Here is a 24,230-nt window from a genome sequence, read left to right as displayed (position 1 = left end):
GGGTCTTCCGGACACGAACCTCGCTGTAGCAACCTGATTGGGCGCCCCGGGCGTCACTCTGCGCGACTGCGGGCGGCTGCTCGCCGGTCGAACGGCCGGCACGGCTGCGAGACGAACGGGTTCACGAACCCGGCTGCGACTCCTGTCTCCGGCAGGCGAACCGGCCGGAAGGCCTCGGGTGTGTGGTAGGTCACCGTCATCCCGATGTGGCTGACTGTACACCTCTTCGGTGGTCAACGGGGAATTGCCAACGACGGCGCCGGGTGGGAGGCTGTGGGCAGGGCGCGGTACCACCGCGACCAGGCCCCAGTGCCCTTTCCCGAACCGGACCCAGACCCCGTCAGGGCTGGAAACCGTTGCTGGACAAGCCGTTACGACTTAACCAGAGCGGTGTGCCGATGACTTCCACGCAAATTTCGGATACTCCCGCGATGCCCGGCAGCGACTTCGCCGAGCTGTCGCGGCTCATCAAGGACGCGGGACTGCTGCGGCGGCGCCGCCGCTACTACGCCGTGCGGATCGGGCTCAACCTCGCCGCGTTCGGCGGCGGCTGGGTCGCCTTCGTCTACCTCGGTGACTCGTGGTGGCAGCTGTTCCTCGCCGCGTTCTTCGCGATGGTCTTCGCGCAGCTGGCGTTCATCGGCCACGACGCCGGGCACAAGCAGATCTTCCGCAGCCGCAAGGCGAACGACGCCACCGGCTTGGTCCACGGTGGACTTACCGGGTTGAGCTACGGCTGGTGGATCGGCACGCATGCGCGCCACCACGCCAATCCCAACCACGAGGACGAGGACCCGGACGTCGACATCGCCGCGCTCGCGTTCAGCAAGGCGCAGAGTGCCCAGAAGCGCGGTTTCCTGCGCTGGGTGGCGAAGTACCAGGCCTTCCTCTTCTTCCCGCTGCTCCTGCTCGAAGGTCTCAACCTGCACGTCTCGAGCGTGAAAGCGGTGTGGCGCGGGGACGTCCGCAAGCACAAGCTGGAGTCCGCGCTGCTGATCGCGCACCTCGTGGCCTACCTCGCCGCGGTGTTCATCGTGCTGTCGCCGCTGACCGGGATCATCTTCGTGCTGGTGCACCAGTTCCTGTGGGGGCTGTACATGGGCTGCTCGTTCGCGCCCAACCACAAGGGCATGGAAATGCTGGCGGCCGGCCACAAGCTCGACTTCCTGCGCAAGCAGGTGCTGACCTCACGCAACATCCGCGGCGGCCCGGTGACCGACTTCGCCCTCGGCGGGCTGAACTACCAGATCGAGCACCACCTGTTCCCGAGCATGGCCCGGCCGAACCTCAAGCACGCGCAGGTGATCGTCCGGGACTTCTGCGCCCGGCACGAGATCTCCTACGCCGAGTGCAGCTGGCCCCGCTCGTACGGGTACGTGCTGCAGCACCTCCACGCGGTGAGCGAGCCCCTGCGGACAGCGAAGGTGGCAGCGTGACGGCCCCGGTGCCCGACGCGCCGGAGGTCCCCCGCAACGGCACGCAGTGCCCGAGCTGCCCGCACCCCCTGGGCACGCACGACGCGATCGCCCGCCGCTACTGCGCGGCGACGGCGGCCGGCCAGGGAGCCGACCGCGGCTGCGTGTGCGGCTCGGCGGCGGACCACCAGGCACCCTGACCGAACCCGCCCGGGCGCGGCGGCCAACGCACGATGCGCGCCGCCCTGCCCGGCTGGCTCGCGGCCACGCACGGGTGCAGCTGTGCATCACTGGGCGCTCGGCCTCGGGAATCGCCTCGGTCCGCGACACGGCAGGCAGCCGACCACCTCGCCGCCGGATCCCGCTCGGCAGCCCGGCAGGCGAGCCGAACGCACCCGGCCACCCCACACCCCGTCCCGACCACAGCAGCCGCTCTGCGCAGGTCAGCCGGGGTGTGGCCGATGTTACTCGCGCGTTAACAACGCGTCAGCGAGCGCCCGGAAGCCGTCAGGACGGCATTCACGGGTGATCTCCGGCGGCGTCCGCGGGGGTGTTCTGGCGACATCCGATCCGCCGTGATGCCCGGAGGCACCCGTGACGCTCAGCGAGCTTCTTCCCAGCCTCGGCTGTGAAGCCGCCGACCACCTCGAGCCAGGAGTCTGGCCGCGAAGCACCCGAATCGGCGAAGACGGCGAACTGCTCTTCGCCGGCGCGCCCGTCAGCCACCTCGCAGCCCGCTTCGGCACGCCGTCCTACCTCATCGACGAACAGCAGGTCCGCGACACCGCACGTGAGTACCGCGAAGCGCTGCCGGACGTCGAAGTCGCGTACGCCAGCAAGGCGCTCTGTACGCGGGCCGTACTGCGTTGGGTCGCCGAAGAGGGGTTGTCGCTCGACACCTGCTCCGCCGGTGAGATCGCCGTCGCGCGTTCGGTCGGCTTCCCCGCTGAGCGCATGCTGCTGCACGGCAACGCGAAGACTCCCGAGGACCTGAAGGCCGCGCTCGGCTACGGCGTCCGGCGGATCGTCGTCGACTCGCTCGACGAGATCGAGCAGCTCGGCGCGCTCGCCCACGGTGCTCAGCAGGTGATGATCCGGGTGACGCCCGGCGTCGCGGCCGGGGCGCACGCCGCCATCAGCACCGGCACCGAAGGGCAGAAGTTCGGCTTCTCGCTCCTCGACGGCGTTCCCGACAACGTCGACGCCGCCGTCGAAGCAGTCAAGAAACAACCCGGGTTGCGGCTTCAGGGCCTGCACTGCCACATCGGCTCGCAGGTGACCAGGATCGACCGGTACGAAGCGGCCGCGCGGCGGATGGCGGAGGTGCTCGTCCGGATCCGCGACACCCACGGCGTCACGCTGCGGGAGCTCGATCTCGGCGGCGGGCACGCGGTGCCGTACGTCGGCGGCGAGCCCGCGTTCGACCTCGGCGGCTACTCGCGGCGCCTGCGCGTGGCGCTCGCCTACGAATGCGCGGCACACCGCTTTCCCTTGCCCCGCCTGACGGTCGAGCCCGGCCGCGCGATCGTCGGGCCCGCCGGGATCACCGTCTACCGCGTCTGCGCGGTCAAGCGCGGCAGCCGCACGTTCGTCGCGGTCGACGGCGGCATGAGCGACAACGCCCGGCCGTCCCTCTACGGCGCCCGGTACACCACACGCCTGGTGGGACGGCGTTCGGCGGCGAAGCGCGTCCCGATGACCGTGGTCGGCAGGCACTGCGAAGCCGGTGACGTCCTCGCCGACGGCATCAGCCTGCCCGCCGACCTGCACGCGGGCGACCTCTTGGCCGTGCCGTGCACCGGCGCGTACCACCACTCGCTGGCGTCGAACTACAACCAGGTCGGCCGCCCGCCGCTGGTCGGCGTGCGGGGCGGTGTCGCGACGCTGCTGGTGCGCCGCGAAACCGAGGAAGACCTCAGCCGACGCGATCTGGGCTGACGACGCTGACCATGCCGACCACGCTGTCGCCGCCGCGCGGCACGAACCCGCGCGGCAGGCGGCGGCCGGCGAAGAAGTCGCGGCAGGCGCGGTGGACCGCGAACATCAGCGGCACCCCGAGCACGATCGACACCACGCCGATCACCGCGACGCCGCCGATGCCGAACACCGTCGTCTCGCCCGCGTCCGGCCGCGCGTACTCGATCAGCGCGAACACCAGCACGGCCAGGAAGAACACGCCGCCGGTGAACGGCAGCAGCCCGCGCAGCACGAAGTTGCGGACGCTCGCGAACAGCGTCCGGCGGAACACCCACACGCAGGCCAGCGCCGTCATCGTGTACTCGATGGCGATGGTCAGCCCGACCGCGTCCACCGAGTCCGCCAGCACGTGGTCGCTGACCAGCGCCAGGAGCACGTACACGGCCAGCGACACCAGCCCGAACGCCCAGGTCGCCACCGTCGGCGTCCGGAACCGCGGGTGCACGCGGCCGAAGAACCGCGGCAGGGCACCGTGACTGGCCATCGACAACGTCGTGCGCGCCGCCGGCATGATCGTCGCCTGGCTGGTGGCCGCGCCGCTGGTCAGCACGGAAACGATCAGCAGCACGCCGAGCACCTTGCCGCCTCCGCCGTCGCCGAACACCGCGCCGCCCAGGCCGGCCAGGACGTCTTCGGAGTTGGCCTCGTTCGCCAGGCCGATCCCGTCGGCGCCGATCCCGGCGAACGCCAGCGCGGCGACCGTCACGAGCAGGTAGTTCAGCACCAGCAACACCGTCGACAGCACGGCGGCGCGCCCCGGCGCGTGCCGCGGATCGGCGGACTCCTCGTTGACCGACAGCGAGCTTTCCCAGCCCCAGTAGATGAACACGGCCAGCAGCACCGCCGAAACCGCGGTCCCGGCGGAAACCCCGCCCGGCCACAGCCAGTCCAGCCGCGGCAGCGTCGCCTGCGGCCCGGCCGTGCCGTCGAAGACGCGGACCAGCGCCACGGCCGAGAAGAGCACCAGGACGGCGAGTTCGACGCCGAGCAGGATCCACTGCGCCCGCGCGGACACCTCGATGCCGCGGTGGCAGAGCCAGCACAGCGCCAGCAGCCAGGCAGCACCGATCGCCGTCGTCACCCACCGGTTGTCCGCCGCCCCGGACGCGCCGAACAGCAGCAGCGTGTACCGCCCGGTGAGCGCGGACTGGCTGCTCATCACCAGCAGTTGCGCGACCGTGACGACCCAGCCGGTGAACCACCCGGCGTGCGGACCGAACGCGCGCGCCGCCCAGGTGAAGTTGGTGCCGCAGTCGGGTTCCGCGCTGTTCAGCTCGCGGAAGGCGAAGGCGACGAACAGCACCGGCACGAAGGAGAGCAGCACGAACGCCGCCGCCTTGAACCCGGTGCCCGCCAGGACGATCAGCCCGAGCGTGGCCGCGATGGAGTACGCCGGCGCGGTCGACGACATCCCGATGACCATCGACGACACCATGCCCAGCGCACCGCCGCGCAGTCCCTTCGCGGGAACGGCGGGAGCGCCGAGCGCCACGGCCTCCGACATGCGGTGATCCTCCTGGGGTGCCGGGAAATGGGGGTTGCCGGTACGACCGGGCGGCCAGACGCTACCCGGCGTGGGCGGGTGCGCGCGTCCGGCTGTGCGCGGGCGCACAAAACCGCCTCGGAAAGCCTTGTCGATTTCGGCTTCGACCACCGATTCCTCGGCTGAGCGCGGCGTGTACGTCGAATCGCGCGAAGCTGACGCAGAGGGCTCGCTTTCTCCGCAGGTCTCGATACGCTGCGCACTTGACAAATCACATGCCGAAACACAGGGAGGGACGGCATGGGTGACGAAACACGTGCGCGCGCGCTGGACAATACGGACAGAGCACTGATCGACCTGCTCCAGAAAGACGGCCGGGCCTCGTTCACCGCGCTCGCCAAGGCGGTCGGGCTTTCGGAGGGAGCCGTCCGCCAGCGCGTGCAGCGGTTGCTGCGCGACGACCTGATGCAGATCGTCGCGGTGACCGACCCCGCCAACGTGGACCTGACGCGCCAGGCCATGGTCGGCATCAACGTCGACGGCGTCGATCCCCGGGAAGTCGCGGACAAACTGGCCGAGCTGACGAACGTGCACTACGTCGTGCTGTGCGCCGGGCGTTACGACCTGCTGGCCGAACTGGTCTGCCGGGACGACGACCACATGCTCGACGTGCTCGGCGAAGAGATCCGCAAGATCCCGGGCGTGTCCGGGACCGAGCTGTTCGTGTACCTGAAGCTGGCCAAGCAGAACTACTCCTGGGGCCGGCTCACGGCGTAGCGGCCGGGGATGACGGGCGTCGCCGCCCGCCACCCCCGTTCCCTACAGGAAGCGCCGGTGCCCGGCCTTCGCGGGCACCCCGGCCTCGGCGAGGCCGGTCAGCGCCGCCGGGAGCGGATCCCGGTGCAGCACCCCGAGGCGCTGCGTGGCGCGCGTGAGCGCGACGTAGAGTTCTGCCGCGCCACGCGGGCCCGCGGCCAGGATCCGCGCCGGCTCGACAACGAGCACGGCGTCGAACTCCAGTCCCTTGGCCGCCGCGGCCGGGATCGTTCCCGGCACCCCCGGCGGCCCCAGCACGACGCTGGTGCCTTCGCGGCCGGCCTCGTCGCGGACGAAGTCGTCGATGGCGTCGGACAGCTCATCGGCCGTCACTCGTCTGGACCACGGCCGGACCCCGCACGCGCGCACCGATTCCGGCGGCCGCACGGCCGGCGCGAATCGCGCCAGCAGCGCCGCCGCGACGGTCATGATCTCCGCCGGGGTCCGGTAGTTCACGGTCAGCTCGCGGTACAGCCAGCGGTCGCCGACGTACGGCGTGAGCACCGGGCCCCACGCCGTCGCCCCGGCCGCCGAGCGGCGCTGGGCGAGGTCGCCGACGATCGTGAAGGAGCGGCTGGGGCACCGCCGCATCAGCACCCGCCAGTCCATTTCGGACAGTTCCTGGGCCTCGTCGACGACGACGTGCCCGTACGTCCAGTCGCGGTCCGCGGCCGCCCGCTCGGCCAGGTCGCGCGTATCGCGCTCGGTGAACCGCCCGGCCAGGTCCTCGGCGTCGAGCAGGTCCTCGGCGACCAGTGCGACGTCCTCGTCCAGCTCGTCGGCGTCCAGCTTCAGGAGGTCCATGACGCCGGAGGCGTACTCGGCCTCGGCTTCCGCCCGCCGGCGGGCGGCGGCGCGGTCCTCGGCCTCGTCCCGGCCCAGCAGGCCGGCCAGCTCGTCGAGCAGCGGCACGTCCGACACGGTCCAGGCCGCGCCGTCCGCGCGGAACAACGCCGGATCGGCCCCGGCGGCCGCGAGCCGGCGCGGAGACTCGTACAGCGGCGCCAGCAACGTCTCCGGCGTCAGGTACGGCCACAGCTCGTCGAGGGCGGTCTCGAAAGTTTCGTGGTCCGCGAGCTCGTCGAGGACCTCGGCCCGCAGGTCCGCCCACAACCCGCGGTCCGCTCGCGTCAGCCAGCCTTCGCCGATCTTCGCCACACCGCGCTCGGCGACCAGCGCCGTGACGCGCTCGCGGAAGACCACCCTGGCTTCGTTATGCGGCAGCCCGGTCTCGCGCGCCTCGAGCCGGGCCTGGGCCACGAGTCCGGCGTCGAGCTCCACGGTGACGTCGCCGAGGTCGATCGACACGGGCTCATCGGGTACCTGCTGGCGATCGGCGACCGCGGCGGCCAGCACGCCGAGGATCTCGAGCGATCCCTTCAGCCGCGCCACTTCCGGCCGGTCCTCGGCCGTGACGTGCAGCCCGGGCACCAGGTCGCCGGTGGTCGAGAAGACGACGTCCGTTTCGCCGAGCGAGGGCAGCACGCGGCCGATGTGGTCGAGGAACAGCGGGCTCGGCCCGACCACGAGCACGCCACTGCGCGACATCCGCTCACGCCGGGTGTAGAGCAGATACGCCACCCGGTGCAGGGCGACGGCCGTCTTGCCGGTGCCGGGACCGCCTTCGACCACCAGCACCCCGGCGTGGCCGAGGCGGATGATCTCGTCCTGCTCGGCCTGGATCGTCGCGACGATGTCCCGCATGCCCTCGCCGCGTGGCGCGTTGACGGCCGCGAGCAGGGCCGCGTCCCCGCGTTCGGCGTCACCCGGGCGCCCCAGCACCTCGTCGGTGAAATCGAGGACGCGACGGCCCATCGTGTGGAACTGACGGCGGCGGCGCAGGTTTTCCGGCCGCGCCGCCGTGGCCACGTAGAACGGCCGCGCGGCCGGCGCCCGCCAATCCAGCAGGAACGGTTCGTAGTCGTTTTCGGCGTCGAAGAGACCGACCCGGCCGATATAGCTGATTTCGCCCGAAAGGGCGTCCAACCGGCCGAAGCACAACCCGTTGTCGGCGACGTCCAGCCGGGCCGCCTCCCGCGACCGGCAGCGGACGTCGTCCTCCCGTTCCCCCGGCGTCACTTCGGTTTGCCCGAGTGCACCGTGGTAGCGGGCCTGCGCCGCCGCGCGCTCGCGGTCGAGCCGCTCGTACAGCGCGGCGACGTAGGCCCGTTCTTCCCGCAATTCCTCGTCGTACCCCTGGTTTGACAAGTTCCCCTCACAGCGGTTAGACTCCTATCAGGTTCGGCGAGTTCTTCTGCGTTTCGAAGAGCACGCCGATTTTTTATTGTCCACCCGCTGTCAAGGGCCTCTTCGGAGCGGCTCAGCCCAGCATGAATTCACGCGGGTTCAGCGGCCGGTCGACCACCCGCACGTCACCCAGCAGCCCCGCGAAACTGCGGTCGACCTTCCCGTCGTAGGACGACGCACCGACCAGCCACGAACCGCCCGGATCGGCGAGCCCGACCGCCGGCGTGGCCGGGTTCCGGACCACCGGGCAGCCGTCGACGAACATCGTCGTGCGCCGGCCGTCGTTGACCACGGCGACGTGCCACCACTTCTCCACCGGCAGTTCGTGGCCCCAGTTCGTCGAGGTCCGGTCCTGGTTCAGCGGGTACACCGCCCACTGCAGCTCTCCACCGTCCGAAAGGGACAGTGTCGCCGCCGATTCCTGCGGGTCGTCGCCGGTCTTGCCCGCGGCCGCACCGCTGCCCTGCCGGGCGAACAGGCCGCACCAGCCGTGGTGGCCGTCCTTGAAGTTCGCGGGCAGCCGGAAGAACGCCTCGACGGTGTAGCCGCGTTCGAACTTCAGCTTGTTGATCGGGGCCGCGTCGACCGTCCGCAGGTACGCGCCCCGGCTGGGGTCGCGGCCACCGTCGAACCGCAGGCTCGCCCGCGACGGCTGCCGCGGCGAGAACTCGTTCGAGTACTTCAGCGCGTCCGGCCCGCTGCCGGGCGCGGTGACGCGCGTGAGGTCGTTGCCGCGGCCGGTCTGGTCACGCACGACGACGTCGTCCGGCACCGCCTTGCCGTCCTGGCCGCCTTCGAACCGCCAGTAAGCGACGGTTCCGGGGATCACCAGCTGCTTCGCCGGGCGCCCGGGCGGGACCGGCGCCGGCGAGAAGCCCTTGAACCGCTCGGCGAAGTCGATCTCCAGGCTGAAGTAGTCGGCCGAGCCGCTGCGCTCGACCTCCACCTGCTGCATCTCGCTCAGGTGGTCCTGCGCGGCCAGCCACGGCGAGAACGTCCGGACGTCGATCACGCCGCGCGCGAGGTCGAACCGGTAGAGCCGGACCATCGCGCTGCCGCCGTAGTAGCGGTCCTGGTAGTTGGCGAGGTGGACGTGCACGTCGTGCCCGGCGGCGTTCTTCCGGACGGTGCGCCCGGTCGGCCAGTAGTGGCCGTTGAGCGTGAGGAAGATCTGGTCGTTGCCCTGCACCAGCTCCTGCCAGACGTGCTCGCCGAACGTCGAGAACTGCGCCTGGGCGTTGTCGTCGGCCCAGACGAGCTCGTGGATGGTGAGGATCGCCGGCAGCGTCGGGTGCTGCGCGAGGACCTGCTTCGCCCAGTTCAGGCCGCCCGCCGAGGGCCGCCAGTCGAGGGCGAGCAGCAGCCACTCGCGGCCGCCGCCGCGGAAGACGTGGTAGCTGTTGTAGCCGTCCTTCGTCGCGCCGCGGAACGTCGGCGAGTTGCGCTGGCGCTGCGGGCCGAACGCGTCGAGGTACGGCGAGGCGCCGCGCTGGTCGTCCTTCGAGCCGTCGATGTCGTGGTTGCCCGCGAGGGTGCTGTACGGGAACCGGCGGCGGTCCAGCGCCTGGAACGACCGGCTGATCCTGGCGAACTCGTCCGCCCGGCCGTTCTGGGTGAGATCGCCCAGGTGGGCGAGGAAGACAACGTTGTCGTCGTCGGCTTCGAGGACGTACCGCAGCGAGGCGTCCAGCGGGGCCGCGTCGCCGCGGTCCTCGTCGAACAGGTACTGCGTGTCCGGCATGACCACGAGCGTGAAGCGCGGATCTTCGGCGTCCGGGCGGTGCCGGCCGGTGGCTTGGGCGGCCGGCGCGCCGAGGACGTTCGGCAGGGTCGCCGCGGCGGCGACGGCCGGTGCGCCGAGGAGGAAGGTCCGGCGAGAAGTGTCAGTCACGGGCCGGAAGCTACGGGCGGCTTCCGACCAGCCCGGCAACTGCTGCCGAACACCGGATGAACAGCGGTACTGTGCCCGCATGAGCGGCCCCCGGGTGTTCCGGTTGATCCAACCCGTCGACGACATCGAGGTCGCCGTCGCGTTCTACGCAGCCGTCTTCGGCAACCCCGGCGAGCGGATCGCGGTCAACCGGCACTACTTCACCTGCGGCGGCGTGGTGCTCGCCTGCGTCGAAGCGCCGCTCGAACACCGCGAGCCGCGCCCACAGCGGGACCCGCGGATCGTCTACCTCGCGGTCGACGACGTCGAGGAGACGTTCGAGCGGGTGCGCGCCGCCGGGCCCCGCTGGGCCGACGACGCCATCGAGACCCAGTTCTGGGGCGAACGCTCCTTCTACGCCGACGACCCGTTCGGCAACCCGCTCTGCTTCGTCCAGGAGGACACGCTCTACTTGGGCGGGCCCGTCGGCTGACCGCCGTTGGCCGGGTTCAGCCGGAACGGCATGACGAACCAGAGGATCCCGAAGATCAGCAGGCACAGGACGGCCATGATCAGCATGGCGATCCCGCCGTAGACCACCTTGGCGATCAGCGCGACCGTCGACGTGATCGCCAGGGCCAGGCAGACCAGCCCGACCAGCACGAGCCGGTTGCCGACGGTCAGGATCCGTTCCCGGCTGCCGGTGCGGAACAGCAGCCGGTGCCACGCCGCGGGCGCGGTCAGCAGGGCCGTGGCCGCCACCGCGAGCGCCACCGCGGACAGGTGCAGCGACTTCTCGAACCCGCTGGCGTCGTGGAACCGGTCGGTGAACACGACCGACAGCAGGAAGCCGAAGAGGATCTGCACCCCGGCCTGCGCGACGCGCAGTTCCTGCAGGAGCTCGCCGATGTTGCGGGTGAGCTGCTCGTTGCGGGTTTCGCCGGTGTGTTCGGGCACGAATGCACAATAACCGGACCCCGGAGTGTCCACCGGGCAGGAATCCGTGACTTTCCCACGAACTCCCGGCCCCGCACCGTCCGAAATGGACTGGTCAGAACCCCCAGGAGCGCTCGGGCACCACGCGGATGCGGACGGAGTACTTGGCGTCGAACCCGTCCGCGGTCAAGCCGATCCCCGCGAAGTGGGAGCCGTACTTGTCGAGGTACCCGGGTGCCTCCGAAGGCTTGCCCGCCTCCACGTGCGCTTTCCCGGTGACGACGAGGATCGAGCCGCCGTGCTCGTCGCTGTTGAGGTGGAAGCTGACGTCGGGGTTCGCCTCGATGTGCCGGAGCTTCGCGGTGCCCGGCTCGCTGAACACCACGATGTCGTCACCGTCGAGGACGAACCACACGGGCCGGGGCGCGGGGCGCCCCTTCGGCGTGACGGTGGTCAGCCAGGCGATCGAGTCGGCGGCGCGGTCGGCGAGTTTCGGTGCGGCCATGTCGGTGCCCCTTGGTCGTCGGGTCTGTGACCCAGGTAACCACGGGGCACCGACAATTCTTCCCTCCGCTGACGGCTTTTCGGGGGTTCCGGGTGGCGGAGCCCCCGGCCCGGGGCGCAGCCCCGGTTGTCTCAGCGCGACGCGACCCGGCGCGCGTACCGCGTCCCGGCCGCCAGCAGCACCAGGCCGGCGCCGAGGAACGCGCCCACCCTGGCCAGGCCGTCCAGCGCCGCCAGGTCGAACAGCACCAGCTTGAGCACCGCGGCGCCGACCAGGACCAGCCCGGTCACCCGCAGCGCGGCGACGTCGATCCCGCGCAGCAGCAGCACGAGCGCCGCGATCGTCCAGGACACCGTGATCAGCGCGTGGCCGAGGAGGAACCCCGTCCGGCCGGGGACCGCCAGCAGCGCCCCGCAGAGCACGACCCCGGCGGCGCCGTAGAGCGCCGAAACCCCGGCGAGCAGCCAGATCGGCAGGTCTTCGGCCGGGCCGCGGAACACCGCCAGGCGCGCGGCGGCCCACGGCAGCACGACCGACACGGCGAGGATCAGCGCGGCGACCGCGAGCGCGCCGGTCAGCTCGGCGACCGCGTGGGCGCGGGGCACGATCAGCAGCGCGGGCGTGACGTCGAAGGCCACGCCGAGCAGGCCACCGATCGCCGCGAACCCGAGCGCGGCGGCGAGCGCGCCCCGGTTGCGGCCGCCCACCGCGGCCACGGCCAGCAGCAACGCCTCGCCGAGCAGCACCCCGGCGCGCACCGGGCCGTCGAACTGGGTGACCGTCGCCTGCAGGAGCGCGACCAGCCCGGCCAGCCCGGCCACCTGCCCGGCGAACCCGGGCCACCAGCGGCGCGCCGCCCAGACGGCGAGCAGCACGACGCCCGCCCCGGCGGTGATCGGCACCGCCTGCGCCTTCGGCAGCAGCACCGCCGCGACGAGTGTCGGCACCACCGCCGTGGCCAGCAGGGAAAGGGCCGCGGGGTCGTTCTCGCGGCGGCGCAGGACGACCAGCGCGAGCACGACGGACGTGACCCCGGTGCCGCCGGCCGCGGCGGTGTTGGCCCAGCTGCCGCCCCCGCCGAGCCACGCCGTGCTGATCACGGAGGCGATCAGCGGCGGGATGCCGGCGGCGAGCGTCAGCGACGGCCAGTCGCGGCGCAGCCGCACCGGCGCCGTCGCGAGCTGGACCATCAGCAGGAAGGTGACCAGCTCGGGGGTGAACCCGCGCACGATCATCGGCGAGCACACGACACAGCCGATGACGACGGCGGTGGCCAGCAGCGGCGACTCCCAGCGCACGGCCACGAGCAGCCCGCCGACGGCGACCGCCAGCCCGGCCGCGAGCCCGGCGAGCACCGGCAGGAACTCGTACAGCGAGGTCGCGGCGACGACGTCCAGGTAGAGCGTCGCGATGCCGGTGGCGGCCAGCGCGAAGGCCCCGGTGCGGCCGGCGGGCTTGCGGTGCAGCCACACGCCGGCGCCGGTCAGCGCCAGCCCGAACCCGGCACCGACGAGCACCCGCGGCACCGGCCCGAGCCAGCCCCGCTGCACGGCCAGCACGAGCAGCAGCACGACACCGAGCAGCGTCACGGCCCCGCCGACCCAGGCGAGCACGCGGCTGCCGGCACCTTCCCGGCCGAGCTTTTCGCCCAGCGTCGGCCGCGGAACCGGCATGGCGGGCGACGGCCGCGGTCCGTAGTAGTGCTGCTGCGGCGGGACGTACTGCGGCTGGGGCGGCGGCTGCCACTGGTACTGCGGCCACGGGACCGACTCGGGCCGCGTCGGCCGGGGCTGCGGCTGTGGTTGCGGTTGGGGCTGGGGTTGCGGCTCAGGCTGCGGTTGCGCTGCCTGCTCAGGCTGCTCCGGCTGCAGCTCCCGGACGGTCCGCAGTTCGGAACCCACCACGGCGAGACGACGCCCCAGGTCGTCGATCTCGCCGGCGAGCCGGAGGAGCACATCTGCTTCGGTGGTCATACCGGACAGGGTCACGCACCGGCGTCCACCTGCGGATCCGTAGCACTACTCAATCCCGGGTCACGTCCTGGTCGCGGCCAGCACCTCGTCCATGGTCGTCATGATCGAGACGGTCTCGTCGAGCGGCATCAGCGGGCTCTCGATCTCTCCGGCGGCCAGCCGGAGCGCCACTTCGTCGGCCTCGTGCCGCAGGCCAAGGCCCTCATCGACGTATTCGAAGCGGCTTCGCTCCCCTTCGCGCGGGATCACGGTGAAGGAGGCGGGCGCGTAGAAGGGCCCGTCGACCTCGATGCGCGCGTCCGTGCCGACGATCGTCGCGGTGGTCGGCGAGACCGCGCTCAATGTGCAGGTCAGGACGGCTTGCGCGCCGCTCGCGTAGCCGAACAGCATCGACGTCTGGGCGTCGACACCGGTGAAGGCGGGCGTCGCCATCGCGGCCACGCGCTCGGGCGGCCCGAGGACCATCGACGCGAACGAGACGGGGTAGATCCCGAGGTCGAGCAGGGCGCCGCCGCCCAGTTCGGGAGCGAACAGCCGGAAGGCGGGGTCTTCGGCGAACCACTGCCCGTGATCGGCGGCGACGGTGACGACGTCCCCGAGCCGCGGCACCAGCTCGCGGATGTGCCGGACGTGCGGCAGGAAGCGCGTCCACATCGCCTCCATCAGGAACAGGTTCCGCGCCCGGGCCAGGTCGACGAGGTCGCGGGCCTCGACGGCGTTCATCGTGAACGGCTTCTCGACCAGCACGGGTTTCCCGGCTTCGAGCGCGAGCCGGGCGTTGGCGTGGTGCATCGGGTGCGGGGTGGCGACGTAGACGACGTCGACGTCCGGATCGTTCGCGAGCGCTTCGTAGCTGCCGTGCCGGGTGGGGATGCCCAGTTCGTCAGCGAACTTTTCGGCGCTTCCGGCCGAGCGTGACCCGACCGCGGCGACCACGCCGGACTCGGTGAGCCGCAGGTCCCGGGCGAAGGCGCCGGCGATGCCACCGGTACCCATGATTCCCCAGCGGAGGGGCGCGTTCGTCATACGCCGAACCCTATGCCTGTCTAAAGTGACCAAGCGACTACGTCGTAAGGGGGAGTGGTGGCGGAGGCGAAGAAGGCCGGGTGGATCGCGGGAGCCGTCGCGCTGATGGGCGCGGTCGGCGCCCTGCTGACCGGTATCTCCGACTTCGGCGGGCTGTTCAAGAGCGCCGGCGACAGTCCGCCGAGCAGCAGCTCCCCGGCGGCGCCCGGCGCCACGCAGTCCCAGGCAGCGAACACCCCGGCCGCCCCGGCGACGGTGTACTACCAGGGTCACCTGGAGTTCGGCCGCTTCAACTTCGACCTGAAGCCGCCGAAGCGCACCGGCGACACGTACGTCTGGGGCGGCGGCGGCGTGTTCGAGAGCTACCACGACGCCGCGAAGATGGCGGTGTGGACCAGCAGCGGAACCCCGGACCGCGCGGCGTGCGCCTCGGCGGTCGACGAGCAGGGCAAGACGTACATCAGCGGAACGGAGAAGGGCAACCACGTCTGCGGCCGGACGGCGGAGGGGCGCGTGTTCCGCATCGACGTCACAGGGGTCGCCGAGACGTTCGACGGGGGCGCCACCGGGGACGTCACGGTCTGGGACAAGTGAGCCTGTCCGCCTGACGAGAACAGCGCTTCGCCGGCCCCGGCCGGGCGGCACCCTCGGGAGATGACCGCGATCGAGGTGGCCCTCGGCGACATCACCCGCGAGCGCGTCGACGCCGTCGTGACGGCCGCGAACGAGTCGCTGCTGAGCGGTGGCGGCGTGGACGGCGCGATCCACCGGGCCGCCGGTCCCGAACTGGCCGAAGCCGGGGCCGCGATCGCCCCGTGCGCCCCGGGCGACGCCAAGGCGACACCGGCGTTCGGCCTGGCGCCGGTCAAGTACGTCATCCACACCGTGGGCCCGATCTGGGACGGCGGCGCGTACGGCGAGGCCGAACTACTCGCGTCCTGCTACCGCCGCAGCCTGGCGGTTGCCGACGAACTGGGGGTGCGCCGCATCGCGTTTCCCGCGATCGCCACCGGTGTCTACGGGTACCCGCCCGGCGAAGCCGCGGCGATCGCGGTCCGCACGCTGCGGGAAACCCGGACCGGCGTCGAGCTGATCCGCCTCGTCGCCTTCGACGAAGAGACCCACGAGCTGCTCGAAGCCGCCCTGGTGGGCCACCCTGGTCGGGTGTGACCAACACCACCAGCGACAATGGAGGACGTGACCGCGACCTTGAGCAAGCCCGCCCTGAAGATCGGCCCCTACGAGGTCGATCCGCCGGTCGTGCTCGCCCCCATGGCCGGCATCACCAACGTCGCCTTCCGGCAGCTGTGCGCCGAGTACGGCGCCGGCATCTACGTGTGCGAAATGATCACCGCCCGCGCCGTCGTCGAACGGCACCCCGGGACCATGCACATGATGACCTTCGGGGCGGACGAAAAGCCCCGGTCCATGCAGCTCTACGGCGTCGACCCGAAGACCATGGCCGAAGCCGTCCGGATCATCGTCGGCGAGGGGCTGGCCGACCACGTCGACTCCAACTTCGGCTGCCCGGTCGCGAAGGTGACGCGCAAGGGCGGCGGGGCCGCGCTGCCGTTCAAGCGGAAGCTGTTCGAAGCCATCGTGCGCGAGTCCGTGAAGGCGGCCGGGGACACACCGTTCACCGTGAAGTTCCGGATCGGCATCGACGACGACCACCGCACCTTCCTCGACGCCGGCCGCATCGCCGAAGCCGAGGGCGCCGCCGCCGTCAGCCTGCACGCCCGCACCGCCGCGCAGCGCTACTCCGGCCAGGCCGACTGGACCAAGATCGCCGAACTCAAGGAAGCCGTCACGAGCATCCCTGTGCTCGGCAACGGCGACATCTTCTCCGCCGCCGACGCCCTGCGCATGGTCGACGAAACCGGCTGCGACGGTGTCGTCGTCGGCCGCGGCTGCCTCGGCCGCCCGTGGCTGTTCGGCGAGCTGGAAGCCGCCTTCGCCGGGCGCCCTCTCCCCACGCCGCCGAACCTCGGCGAGGTGGCGGCCGTCCTCCGCCGCCACCTCGAGCTCCTCATCGAGCACGACGGCCACGACAAGGCGATGCGCGACATCCGCAAGCACATGGCCTGGTACCTGATGGGCTTCCCGGTCGGCTCCGAACTCCGCCGCGGCTTCGCGATGCTCTCGTCCATGGAGCAGCTCGACGACCTGATCGCCCAGCTCGACCACGACGCCCCGTTCCCCGAGGCCGCGACCGGGCCGCGGGGACGTCAGGGCTCTCCGGGCAAGGTCACGCTGCCCCACGGCTGGCTGGACGACCCGGACGACGACTGCGTCCCCGAAGCGGAAGACATGCACTCGGGCGGCTGAGCGTCACCCGTTTCGGTGACTTCCCGCCCCGGACGTCATGATCGCCGCCGCCCGCCCTCTTGTCCGGTGCTGAGGTGATCGGTCCGGCACGCCCCCCGACCGGCCCGATCATCGACGCTTCGGCTCGGCGGCAAAACGCCCCCCGTTTGCCGCCGAGCCCTCACCTCCGCCGAGGGCGCCGTCGCAAGCCGCAAAAGGGCCGTGAAATGAAAGTTTCACTGTGCGGCACAACGAAAAGCGAGTTTGTGTTAGCGTTCACATTCCGCTCCTGCCCGGCTCGCCGTCAATGCTGATGGGGGTTCCGTTGTCGCACGCGTCCGCACCCGCCACCCCGCCGCGCCGATTCTTCCGTCCTTTGTGGACGTCGTGGAAAGTGCTCGCGGCGGTCCTGGGCCTGCTGTCCGCTTTCGTGGTCTTCGCGGCTCCGTCGAGTGCCGCGGCGGCGGCTCCGATCACCAAGCCGCCGATGGGGTGGAACTCCTGGAACTCCTTCGCCGGGACGATCGACCACACCGTCATCGAGCGGCAGGCGGACGCGCTCGTGACCTCCGGCATGAAGGACGCGGGTTACGAGTACGTCAACATCGACGACGGCTGGTGGACGGGCGCCCGCGACGCGGGCGGCAACATCACCGTCGACGCCTCGAAGTGGCCCGGCGGGATGTCCGCCATCACCGCCTACATCCACAGCAAAGGGCTGAAAGCGGGCATCTACACCGACGCCGGCCGCAACGGCTGTGGCTACTACTACCCGACCGGGCACCCCGCCTACCCCGGCACCGGCGCCGAAGGCCACTACGACCAGGACTTCCTCCAGTTCTCCCGCTGGGGCTTCGACTACGTGAAGGTCGACTGGTGCGGCGGCAACGCCGAAGGGCTCAACGCCCGCAACGCCTACACCGCGATCAGCGACTCCATCGCGCGCGCCACCGCCCAGACCGGCCGGCCGATGGTGTTCTCCGTCTGCGAGTGGGGCGGCAACCAGCCGTGGAACTGGGCGCCCGCCATCGCCAACCTGTGGCGCACCAGCGGCGACATCATCTACTGGGGCGAGAAGCCCTCGATGTCGCGCGTGCTGGCCAACTTCGACGCCGCCCAGCACGCGAGCGCGCAGAGTCCCGGCCACTACAACGACCCCGACATGCTCGTCGCCGGCCTGCCCGGCTTCTCCGACGCGCAGAACCGCACGCACCTGAGCCTGTGGGCGATTTCGGGCGCCCCGCTGATCGCGGGCAACAAGCCCGGCGAGATGACCGCCGCCACGAAGGCCGCGCTCACCAACCCGGAGATGATCGCGGTGGACCAGGACTCGCTCGGGCGCCAAGGCACGAAGGTCGCCGAGGACGCTTCGGGGCTTCAGGTCTACCAAAAGGTGTTGTCCGGCACCGGTCGCCGGGCCGTCGTGCTCCTCAACCGCACCGGCTCGGCCGCGACGATCACCGCCCGGTGGTCTTCCCTCGGCCTGACGGGGTCGGCCACCGTGCGTGACGTGTGGGCCGGGGCCGATCGCGGCACCTTCGCCTCGAGCTACGCGGCTTCGGTCCCGGCCGGGGAGGCCGTCCTGCTCACGGTCACCGGATCCGACGGCACGCCCACGGGCGGCGGGGCGATCACCGGCAAGCCGTCCGGCCGCTGCCTCGACGTGCCGAACGCGACCTCGGCGAACGGCACCCAGCTGCAGCTGTGGGACTGCCAGGGCGGCCCCGGCCAGACCTGGACCCGCACGGCGTCACGGCAGCTGACCGTCTACGGGAACAAGTGCCTCGACGCGTCCGGCCAGGGCACGGCCAACGGGACACCGGTGGTCATCTGGGACTGCAACGGCCAGGCCAACCAGCAGTGGACCGTGAACGCGAACGGCACGATCGCCGGGGTGCAGTCGAACCTGTGCCTGGACGCGAGCGGCCAAGGGACCGCGAACGGCACCAAGGTGCTCCTGTGGGCCTGCAACGGCCAGGCCAACCAGCAGTGGACCGTGCCGGCGGCGTGAGCCAGGCGGCTCACCCGCTCCGGCGGGTGAGCCGCACCAGGCTCACCCCGAACAGCGCCACCCCGAGGGGGACGTGCACGGTCGTGACGTGCGCGATCCCGAGCACCACCTGGGCCGTCACCAGCACCAGGAACACGACCGCGTAGAGGACCGCCCGCGGCGAGCCGCCGCCCGGCCGCCACGCCAGGACCGCGGCGACCACCTGCACGACGGCGACGACCCACACGGTGTACGCCGAAGCGCTGTGCAGGACGTGCCCGTTCGGGGTGGTCAGCAGCAGGCCGGCGGTGACCGGCGCGAGGAAGACCACCAGGGTCTGCAGCGCGATCGTGCCGCGCAAGAACGTCGTCATGCCCACCCGACGACGCAGCGGCGCGGAACGTGAGGCCATGACATCTGTCAGCCCGAAGTCGTGGCGGACGGCATCCTCGCGGAGCCGCTCGCCGCGACAAGCTCTTCCCATGACGACGAACCAGGCCGCCGGTGCCCCCCTCAAGTCCCTCGCGATCGAGATCGCCGTTCCCCTCGGCGTCTACTACGGACTCCACTCGCTCGGGGCGAGCGACTTCACCGCGCTCGCCCTCTCCGGGGTGTTCCCGCTCGCCCGGACCCTCTACCAGTTCGCCAAGAACCGGACCCTCAACGGGCTGGCCCTCGTCGTCCTCGTGACCAACGTCGTCGGCATGCTGCTGACCTTCGTCTCCGGGGACACCCGCATGATGATCGCGAAGGACTCGCTGGGCAGCGGCATCACCGGGCTGGTCATCCTGATCTCCGCCTTCACCGCGCAGCCGCTCATGACCAAGGCCCTGCGCCCCTTCCTCACCCACGGCAAGGCCGACCACGAAGCGGCCTGGGAACGGCTGCAGGGCACCCGGCGGTTCGACACCGTCCTGCGCCGCAGCAGCTTCATCTGGGGCGTCGGGTTCGTGCTGGAGAGCGCCGCCCGGGTGATCGGGGCCTTCACCCTGCCGGTGTCCACGATGGTGTGGCTGAGCACCGTCATCTTCGTCGGCACGTTCACGGTGATCATGCTGGTCGCCGGCCTGAGCGCCAAGGAAGCGGGCATGATGGTCGCCGAAGAAGCCCGGCCGCGGGAACTCGTCGCCGCTTGACCTGCACCGACGCAGGGCGTACAGGTGTGGACATGTACAGCAAGCGGCAGCAGCTGGTCGGGGACCTCACCGACCTGATCCGCTCCGGGCGGCTCGCCCACGGCGAACGCCTCCCCGGCGAGAACCAGCTCGCCCTGCGGTACCAGGTCAGCCGCGGCACCGTCCGCAGCGCGCTGTCCGAGCTCCAGCAGCTCGAGCTCATCTCCACCCAGGCCGGCGTCGGGTCGTTCGTCACCTTCGACGGCGTCCAGCTCGACCAGCGGATCGGCTGGGCGCGTGCCCTCGCCGACGCCGGTGCGCCGGTCACCACCGAACTGCTCGGCATCGAAGCCGTCGAAGACGTGGCCCTGGCGGAAGAATTCGGCGAGCGGGCCTACGTCGCCGTGCGGCGGCTGCGGCGGGAACGCGAGCGCGGGATTTCGCTCGAAACCGCCACCGTGCCCGCCGTCGGGCCGCTCGCCGGCCTCCCCGGGACGGGCCTGCTGGACGGGTCCCTGACCAAGACCCTCGAAGCCGCCGGCCGGCTCTCCGTCGGCGGCGACCAGTGGATCAGCACCGAACGCCTCGACGCCTGCGCCGCCGAACTGCTCGGCCGCTCGATCGGCGAGCTCTTCCTCCGCGCCGAACGCACCTCGGTCGACGTCGAAGGCCGGCTCGTCGAGCGGGTCGTCAGCCTGCTGGACCCGGACCGGTTCCAGTTCCACCTCACGTTCGGACACCCGTGACCGCGCGGGACCGGGCCCTCGGCGCGTTCACCGGGCTGGCCGTCGGCGACGCGCTCGGCATGCCGACGCAGTCGATGTCCCGCGCCGCCATCGCCGCCACCTACGGGCCGGTCACCGGGCTGCTCACCGCCGTCGCCGAACAGCCGGTCGCACCTTCGATGCCCGCCGGCTCGGTCACCGACGACACCGAGCAGGCCGTCCTGCTGGCCCGGCTGCTCATCGACGGCCGCGGCACGGTCGAGCCGCACGTCTTCGCCGACGCCCTGCTGATCTGGGAGGCCGACATGGTCCGCCGCGGTTCCGCGGACCTGCTGGGGCCGTCCACCAAACGCGCGCTCACCCGGCTCCGGGACGGCGTCCCGGCCGACGAAGCCGGCCGCACCGGCACCACGAACGGCGCCGCCATGCGGGTCACGCCGGTCGGCATCGCGACGCCGTCGGACGACCTGCACCGGCTGGTCGACGCCGTCGTGGCGACCGCGCGGGTCACGCACAACACCAGCTTGGGCATCGCGTCGGCCGCCGCGGTCGCGGCCGCCGTCTCCGCCGGGGTCGGCGGCGCGAGCTTGGGCGAAGCGCTCGACGCGGGCGAGCGCGCCGCCGTCGTCGGCGGGGAACGCGGGCACTGGGCCCCCGGCGGCGAAATCGCCGCCCGGATCCGCTGGGCGCGCGGCTGGGTGCGGGGCATGGCCCCGGCCGCCGTCGCCGACGCGGTCGCGCGGGTGATCGGCACGTCGGTCGCGTCGCAGGAGTCCGTGGTGGCCGCGTTCGCGCTGGCCGAGGCCATGGGCGACGACCCGCCGTCGGCGTTGCGCCTGGCCGCCGGGCTCGGTGGCGACACCGACACCGTCGCCGCGATCTGCGGGGCGATGCTCGGGGCCACGCACGGTATCGGCGCCTTCCGCCCCGACGTCGTCGAAACCGTGCTCGCCGTCAACCGGCTCGAGTTCGGGCCGCTGGTCGACGAACTCCTGAAGCTGCGCCGCCGATGAGCGGGCGGCTGGTGCACACCGGGCAGGTCGTCCTCGACCTCGTGATGGCGGTGCCGGCCCTGCCTCCGCCGGGTGGCGATGTGCTGGCTTCTTCGACGAATCTGGTGCCAGGCGGCGGTTTCAACGTCATGGCCGCCGCCGCACGCTCCGGCGCGCGCGTGCTTTACGCGGGCAGCCACGGCACCGGTGGCTTCGGCGATCTCGCGCGCGCCGCCCTCGCGGCCGAGGGTGTGGAACTGGCGCACGAACCGGAGTCCGAAATGGACACCGGGGTCGTCGTCGTGCTGGTGGACGCGACCGGCGAGCGGACGTTCGCGACCGGCACCGGCGCCGAAGGACGGCTGCGGACGGAACTGCTCGACCGGGTCCTCCCAAAGAAGGACGACGTCGTGTACGTCAGCGGATACAGTTGGTTGCACGAGATCAATCGCGCGGCCCTCATCGAGTGGCTGCCCCGGCTGCCCGGCTCGAAGATCCTGTTCGACCCCGGCCCGCTCATCGCCGACATCGACCCTGGAGACATCCATGACTTGCTGTCCACCATAGACATCTTGAGCTGCACCGCCCGCGAAGCCGAGGTGCTGGGCGAGCTGCCGCCCGTCGCCGTCGTCCGCGAAGGCGCGAAAGGCTGTCGTGTCCACGAAAACGGCCGGATCACCGACGTCCCCGGGTTCCCGGTCGACGCGGTGGACACCACCGGAGCGGGTGACACGCACTGCGGCGTGCTGGCCGCGGAGCTGTTGCGCGGCAGCACCGTCCTCGACGCCGCCGTGCGCGCCAACGCGGCGGCCGCGCTTTCGGTGACCCGGCGCGGCCCGGCGACCGCGCCGGGCCGGGAGGAAATCGACCAGCTGGTGGAGGCCACGCGATGACCGGTTCCCGCAAGCTCGAGGTGGAGACGAACGGCCTCGACGTGATCGACGACGCCGAGCGGCGCGGGCGCCCGCGGCAGCTGTTCTGGCCGTGGTTCGGCGCGAACGTGTCGGTGCTGGGATTGAGCTACGGCTCGTTCACCCTCGGCTTCGGCATCTCGTTCGGGCAGGCGCTCGTCGCCGGCCTCGTCGGCATCCTGTTCTCGTTCCTGCTGTGCGGGTTCATCGCCATCGCGGGCAAACGCGGGTCGGCGCCGACGATGCTGCTCTCGCGGGCGGCGTTCGGCGTGCGCGGCAACCGGCTGCCGTCGGCGATTTCGTGGCTGCTGACGGTCGGCTGGGAAACCGTGCTCGCCGCGCTGGCGACGCTGGCCACGGCGACCGTGTTCGAGCGCCTCGGCTGGGGCGGCGGGACACCGACGAAGGTGGTCGCGCTCGTCGTGGTGGCGGCGCTGACCGTCGCCGCGGGTGTGCTCGGCTTCGACGCGATCATGAGGCTGCAGACGTGGATCACCTGGATCACCGGGGTGCTCACCGTCGTCTACGTGGTCCTCGTGGCCGGCGACGTGCACTGGGAAGCTGTCCGCGAGCTGCCGTCCGGTTCGGCGCAGCAGTGGGTGGGCGCGCTGGTGTTCCTGATGACCGGCTTCGGGCTCGGCTGGGTCAACGCGGCCGCGGACTACTCGCGCTACCTGCCGCGGTCGTCGTCGAGCCGGGGCGTGGTCGGCTGGACGACGTTCGGCGCGTCGGTGGCGCCGGTGGTGCTGCTGGTGTTCGGGCTGCTGCTGGCCGGCTCGTCGCCGGACCTGAACAAGGCGATCTCGGCGGATCCGATCGGCGCGCTGACGACCTTGCTGCCGCTGTGGTTCCTGGTGCCGTTCGCGATCGTCGCGGTGCTCGGCCTGGTCGGCGGCGCGGTGCTGGACATCTATTCGTCGGGCCTGGCCCTGCTCTCGGCGGGCCTGCGCATCCCCCGCCCGGCGGCGGCGCTGGTCGACGGCGTGATCATGATCCTCGGCACGATCTACATCGTCTTCTTCGGCGGCGAGTTCCTCGGCCAGTTCCAGGGCTTCCTGGTGACGCTGGGTGTCCCGGTGGCGGCGTGGTGCGGCGTGATGCTGGCGGACGTCCTGCTGCGCCGGCGCGACTACGCCGAGGGCGACCTGTTCGACCCGGCCGGCCGCTACGGCGACGTCCGCGTCGGCCCGATCGCCCTGGTCCTGGTGTCGACAGCGCTCGGCTGGGGCCTGGTGACGAACACGTCGGCGGAGTGGCTGAAGTGGCAGGGATACCTGCTGGAACCGTTCGGCCTCGGCGGCCGCGAAGGCGCGTGGGCCTTCGCGAACCTCGGCGTGCTGCTGGCGCTGGCCCTGGGCTTCCTGGCAACGTTGCTGACGCGGCGGCGGGTCCGCGAGCAGGAGGCAGCGTGAAGAGAATCTTGGCGGTCATCGACCTGCAGAACGTGTTCGCCGACCCGGCGAGCCCGTGGTTCACCCCCCGCTTCGCCGAGGTCCTCCCCCCGATCCAGCGCCTGGTGACGGCCTTCGGCGAAGACGTCGTGTTCACGAGGTTCGTCGCGCCTTCGCCCCCGGAAGGAGCGTGGCGGCGGTACTACGAGCAGTGGCCGTTCGCGTTGCAGCCACCGGACGCACCGCTGTACCAGGTGGTCGACCCGTTCGAGCCACCGTCCACTGTGGTCGCGACAACGTTCGGCAAGTGGAACGCCCGCATGGCCACCCGGGTCGGCGGCGCGGGCCTGGTGCTCGCGGGCGTCTCAACGGACTGCTGCGTGTTGTCGACAGCCCTGGCCGCGGCGGACGCGGGCGTCGCGGTAACGGTGGTGTCCGACGCCTGCGCAGGCGCGGACGACGAGAGCCACGCGAAGGCGCTGGACATCATGAGGCTCTACGCCCCGCTAGTGACCGTCGTCACAACCGCCGAGCTGCTCGGCTAGGCTCAG

23 protein-coding genes are annotated in these 24,230 nt (G+C 71.6%); 15 read left to right on the top strand and 8 right to left on the bottom strand.

From position 1 onward, the window contains the following. The first annotated feature begins 431 nt into the window (after window positions 1-431). The 3 genes from AB0M30_RS03005 (at window position 432) to lysA (ending at window position 3,353) form a co-directional block, all read left to right on the top strand. The gene (locus tag AB0M30_RS03005; RefSeq protein ID WP_364579107.1) at window positions 432-1,436 is read left to right on the top strand and encodes an acyl-CoA desaturase; all 1,005 of its coding nucleotides are present in this window, start codon (window positions 432-434) and stop codon (window positions 1,434-1,436) included. Continuing rightward, the gene (locus AB0M30_RS03000) at window positions 1,433-1,615 is read left to right on the top strand and encodes an RGCVC family protein (protein WP_364579104.1); all 183 of its coding nucleotides are present in this window, start codon (window positions 1,433-1,435) and stop codon (window positions 1,613-1,615) included. The genes AB0M30_RS03005 and AB0M30_RS03000 overlap by 4 nt, the downstream gene beginning before the upstream one ends. 394 nt (window positions 1,616-2,009) lie before the next feature. Further along, window positions 2,010-3,353 (top strand): diaminopimelate decarboxylase, encoded by a 1,344-nt coding sequence (gene lysA, locus AB0M30_RS02995; protein WP_364579102.1) that lies wholly within the window; start codon window positions 2,010-2,012, stop codon window positions 3,351-3,353. Here the strand turns inward: lysA and AB0M30_RS02990 are convergent. Then, window positions 3,331-4,896, bottom strand: a complete 1,566-nt coding sequence (locus tag AB0M30_RS02990; RefSeq protein WP_364579099.1) for an APC family permease — start codon at window positions 4,894-4,896, stop codon at window positions 3,331-3,333. The genes lysA and AB0M30_RS02990 overlap by 23 nt on opposite strands. Window positions 4,897-5,175: 279 nt before the next feature. On the opposite strand from AB0M30_RS02990, the gene AB0M30_RS02985 reads away from it, so the two are divergent. Beyond that, window positions 5,176-5,652 carry an Lrp/AsnC family transcriptional regulator gene (locus AB0M30_RS02985; protein ID WP_360164791.1) on the top strand — a complete coding sequence of 159 codons (477 nt, stop codon included), beginning with the start codon at window positions 5,176-5,178 and terminating at the stop codon, window positions 5,650-5,652. A gap of 42 nt (window positions 5,653-5,694) precedes the next feature. Here the strand turns inward: AB0M30_RS02985 and helR are convergent, their stop codons facing one another. Continuing rightward, window positions 5,695-7,899, bottom strand: a complete 2,205-nt coding sequence (helR, locus tag AB0M30_RS02980; protein ID WP_364579096.1) for an RNA polymerase recycling motor ATPase HelR — start codon at window positions 7,897-7,899, stop codon at window positions 5,695-5,697. 112 nt (window positions 7,900-8,011) lie between these two features. Next, window positions 8,012-9,829, bottom strand: coding sequence for a LamG-like jellyroll fold domain-containing protein (locus tag AB0M30_RS02975; RefSeq protein ID WP_364579093.1), 1,818 nt, complete (start codon window positions 9,827-9,829; stop codon window positions 8,012-8,014). A gap of 79 nt (window positions 9,830-9,908) precedes the next feature. Between AB0M30_RS02975 and AB0M30_RS02970 the strand changes: the two genes are divergently transcribed. After that, window positions 9,909-10,301, top strand: a complete 393-nt coding sequence (locus tag AB0M30_RS02970) for a VOC family protein (RefSeq protein WP_364579091.1) — start codon at window positions 9,909-9,911, stop codon at window positions 10,299-10,301. On the opposite strand, the gene AB0M30_RS02965 is transcribed toward AB0M30_RS02970, so the two are convergent. From AB0M30_RS02965 to AB0M30_RS02950, 4 genes are all read right to left on the bottom strand, one after another. Then, a complete protein-coding gene (locus AB0M30_RS02965) occupies window positions 10,277-10,765 on the bottom strand; it encodes a DUF6328 family protein (protein WP_364579089.1) in 489 nt (162 codons plus the stop codon). The genes AB0M30_RS02970 and AB0M30_RS02965 overlap by 25 nt on opposite strands. A 94-nt stretch (window positions 10,766-10,859) precedes the next feature. Beyond that, entirely contained in the window at window positions 10,860-11,249 is a 390-nt protein-coding gene (locus tag AB0M30_RS02960; RefSeq protein ID WP_364579086.1) for a TIGR03667 family PPOX class F420-dependent oxidoreductase, read from the bottom strand. A 131-nt stretch (window positions 11,250-11,380) separates the two neighbouring features. Beyond that, complete coding sequence (locus AB0M30_RS02955) at window positions 11,381-13,222, bottom strand: DUF2339 domain-containing protein (RefSeq protein WP_364579083.1); 1,842 nt, start codon at window positions 13,220-13,222, stop codon at window positions 11,381-11,383. Between the two features lie 60 nt (window positions 13,223-13,282). Then, window positions 13,283-14,248, bottom strand: a complete 966-nt coding sequence (locus AB0M30_RS02950; RefSeq protein ID WP_364579081.1) for a Gfo/Idh/MocA family oxidoreductase — start codon at window positions 14,246-14,248, stop codon at window positions 13,283-13,285. 57 nt (window positions 14,249-14,305) lie between these two features. Here AB0M30_RS02950 and AB0M30_RS02945 point away from each other — a divergent pair, with 57 nt between their 5' ends. The 4 genes from AB0M30_RS02945 (at window position 14,306) to AB0M30_RS02930 (ending at window position 18,566) form a co-directional block, all read left to right on the top strand. Beyond that, the gene (locus AB0M30_RS02945; protein ID WP_364579078.1) at window positions 14,306-14,842 is read left to right on the top strand and encodes a hypothetical protein; all 537 of its coding nucleotides are present in this window, start codon (window positions 14,306-14,308) and stop codon (window positions 14,840-14,842) included. 60 nt (window positions 14,843-14,902) lie between these two features. Then, window positions 14,903-15,418, top strand: a complete 516-nt coding sequence (locus AB0M30_RS02940) for an O-acetyl-ADP-ribose deacetylase (protein ID WP_364579075.1) — start codon at window positions 14,903-14,905, stop codon at window positions 15,416-15,418. Window positions 15,419-15,436: 18 nt separating this feature from the next. Continuing rightward, entirely contained in the window at window positions 15,437-16,576 is a 1,140-nt protein-coding gene (gene dusB / locus AB0M30_RS02935; protein ID WP_364579073.1) for a tRNA dihydrouridine synthase DusB, read from the top strand. A gap of 373 nt (window positions 16,577-16,949) precedes the next feature. After that, the gene (locus AB0M30_RS02930; protein WP_364579070.1) at window positions 16,950-18,566 is read left to right on the top strand and encodes an RICIN domain-containing protein; all 1,617 of its coding nucleotides are present in this window, start codon (window positions 16,950-16,952) and stop codon (window positions 18,564-18,566) included. 10 nt (window positions 18,567-18,576) lie between these two features. On the opposite strand, the gene AB0M30_RS02925 is transcribed toward AB0M30_RS02930, so the two are convergent. Continuing rightward, window positions 18,577-18,918, bottom strand: coding sequence for a hypothetical protein (locus tag AB0M30_RS02925; RefSeq protein ID WP_364579068.1), 342 nt, complete (start codon window positions 18,916-18,918; stop codon window positions 18,577-18,579). 109 nt (window positions 18,919-19,027) lie between these two features. Here AB0M30_RS02925 and AB0M30_RS02920 point away from each other — a divergent pair, with 109 nt between their 5' ends. The 6 genes from AB0M30_RS02920 to AB0M30_RS02895 are packed head-to-tail and all read left to right on the top strand — an operon-like array spanning window position 19,028 to window position 24,224. Next, window positions 19,028-19,681, top strand: coding sequence for a VC0807 family protein (locus AB0M30_RS02920; RefSeq protein ID WP_364579065.1), 654 nt, complete (start codon window positions 19,028-19,030; stop codon window positions 19,679-19,681). A gap of 32 nt (window positions 19,682-19,713) precedes the next feature. Then, on the top strand, window positions 19,714-20,406 hold the full coding sequence (locus tag AB0M30_RS02915; protein ID WP_364579064.1) for a GntR family transcriptional regulator: 693 nt from the start codon (window positions 19,714-19,716) through the stop codon (window positions 20,404-20,406). Continuing rightward, window positions 20,403-21,398, top strand: a complete 996-nt coding sequence (locus AB0M30_RS02910) for an ADP-ribosylglycohydrolase family protein (RefSeq protein ID WP_364579061.1) — start codon at window positions 20,403-20,405, stop codon at window positions 21,396-21,398. Before AB0M30_RS02915 ends, AB0M30_RS02910 begins: the two co-directional genes overlap by 4 nt. Then, window positions 21,395-22,270, top strand: a complete 876-nt coding sequence (locus tag AB0M30_RS02905) for a PfkB family carbohydrate kinase (protein WP_364579058.1) — start codon at window positions 21,395-21,397, stop codon at window positions 22,268-22,270. The genes AB0M30_RS02910 and AB0M30_RS02905 overlap by 4 nt, the downstream gene beginning before the upstream one ends. Then, entirely contained in the window at window positions 22,267-23,700 is a 1,434-nt protein-coding gene (locus tag AB0M30_RS02900) for a cytosine permease (RefSeq protein WP_364579056.1), read from the top strand. The genes AB0M30_RS02905 and AB0M30_RS02900 overlap by 4 nt, the downstream gene beginning before the upstream one ends. Next, on the top strand, window positions 23,697-24,224 hold the full coding sequence (locus AB0M30_RS02895; RefSeq protein WP_364579055.1) for an isochorismatase family protein: 528 nt from the start codon (window positions 23,697-23,699) through the stop codon (window positions 24,222-24,224). The genes AB0M30_RS02900 and AB0M30_RS02895 overlap by 4 nt, the downstream gene beginning before the upstream one ends. The last annotated feature ends 6 nt before the right edge of the window (window positions 24,225-24,230 follow it).

The sequence above is a fragment of the Amycolatopsis sp. NPDC051716 genome, from assembly GCF_040681595.1.
GTDB lineage: Bacteria > Actinomycetota > Actinomycetes > Mycobacteriales > Pseudonocardiaceae > Amycolatopsis.
This window is presented reverse-complemented; position numbering and strand designations above follow the sequence as displayed.

Excerpts from the sequence above, each read along its gene's own strand:
- AB0M30_RS03005 (WP_364579107.1), top strand. The coding sequence starts at position 432 with ATGCCCGGCAGCGACTTCGCCGAGCTGTCGCGGCTCATCAAGGACGCG.
- AB0M30_RS02990 (WP_364579099.1), bottom strand. The coding sequence starts at position 4,896 with ATGTCGGAGGCCGTGGCGCTCGGCGCTCCCGCCGTTCCCGCGAAGGGA.
- AB0M30_RS02985 (WP_360164791.1), top strand. The coding sequence starts at position 5,176 with ATGGGTGACGAAACACGTGCGCGCGCGCTGGACAATACGGACAGAGCA.
- AB0M30_RS02970 (WP_364579091.1), top strand. The coding sequence starts at position 9,909 with ATGAGCGGCCCCCGGGTGTTCCGGTTGATCCAACCCGTCGACGACATC.
- AB0M30_RS02960 (WP_364579086.1), bottom strand. The coding sequence starts at position 11,249 with ATGGCCGCACCGAAACTCGCCGACCGCGCCGCCGACTCGATCGCCTGG.
- AB0M30_RS02955 (WP_364579083.1), bottom strand. The coding sequence starts at position 13,222 with ATGACCACCGAAGCAGATGTGCTCCTCCGGCTCGCCGGCGAGATCGAC.
- AB0M30_RS02950 (WP_364579081.1), bottom strand. The coding sequence starts at position 14,248 with ATGACGAACGCGCCCCTCCGCTGGGGAATCATGGGTACCGGTGGCATC.
- AB0M30_RS02940 (WP_364579075.1), top strand. The coding sequence starts at position 14,903 with ATGACCGCGATCGAGGTGGCCCTCGGCGACATCACCCGCGAGCGCGTC.
- dusB (WP_364579073.1), top strand. The coding sequence starts at position 15,437 with ATGGAGGACGTGACCGCGACCTTGAGCAAGCCCGCCCTGAAGATCGGC.
- AB0M30_RS02925 (WP_364579068.1), bottom strand. The coding sequence starts at position 18,918 with ATGACGACGTTCTTGCGCGGCACGATCGCGCTGCAGACCCTGGTGGTC.
- AB0M30_RS02920 (WP_364579065.1), top strand. The coding sequence starts at position 19,028 with ATGACGACGAACCAGGCCGCCGGTGCCCCCCTCAAGTCCCTCGCGATC.
- AB0M30_RS02915 (WP_364579064.1), top strand. The coding sequence starts at position 19,714 with ATGTACAGCAAGCGGCAGCAGCTGGTCGGGGACCTCACCGACCTGATC.
- AB0M30_RS02905 (WP_364579058.1), top strand. The coding sequence starts at position 21,395 with ATGAGCGGGCGGCTGGTGCACACCGGGCAGGTCGTCCTCGACCTCGTG.
- AB0M30_RS02900 (WP_364579056.1), top strand. The coding sequence starts at position 22,267 with ATGACCGGTTCCCGCAAGCTCGAGGTGGAGACGAACGGCCTCGACGTG.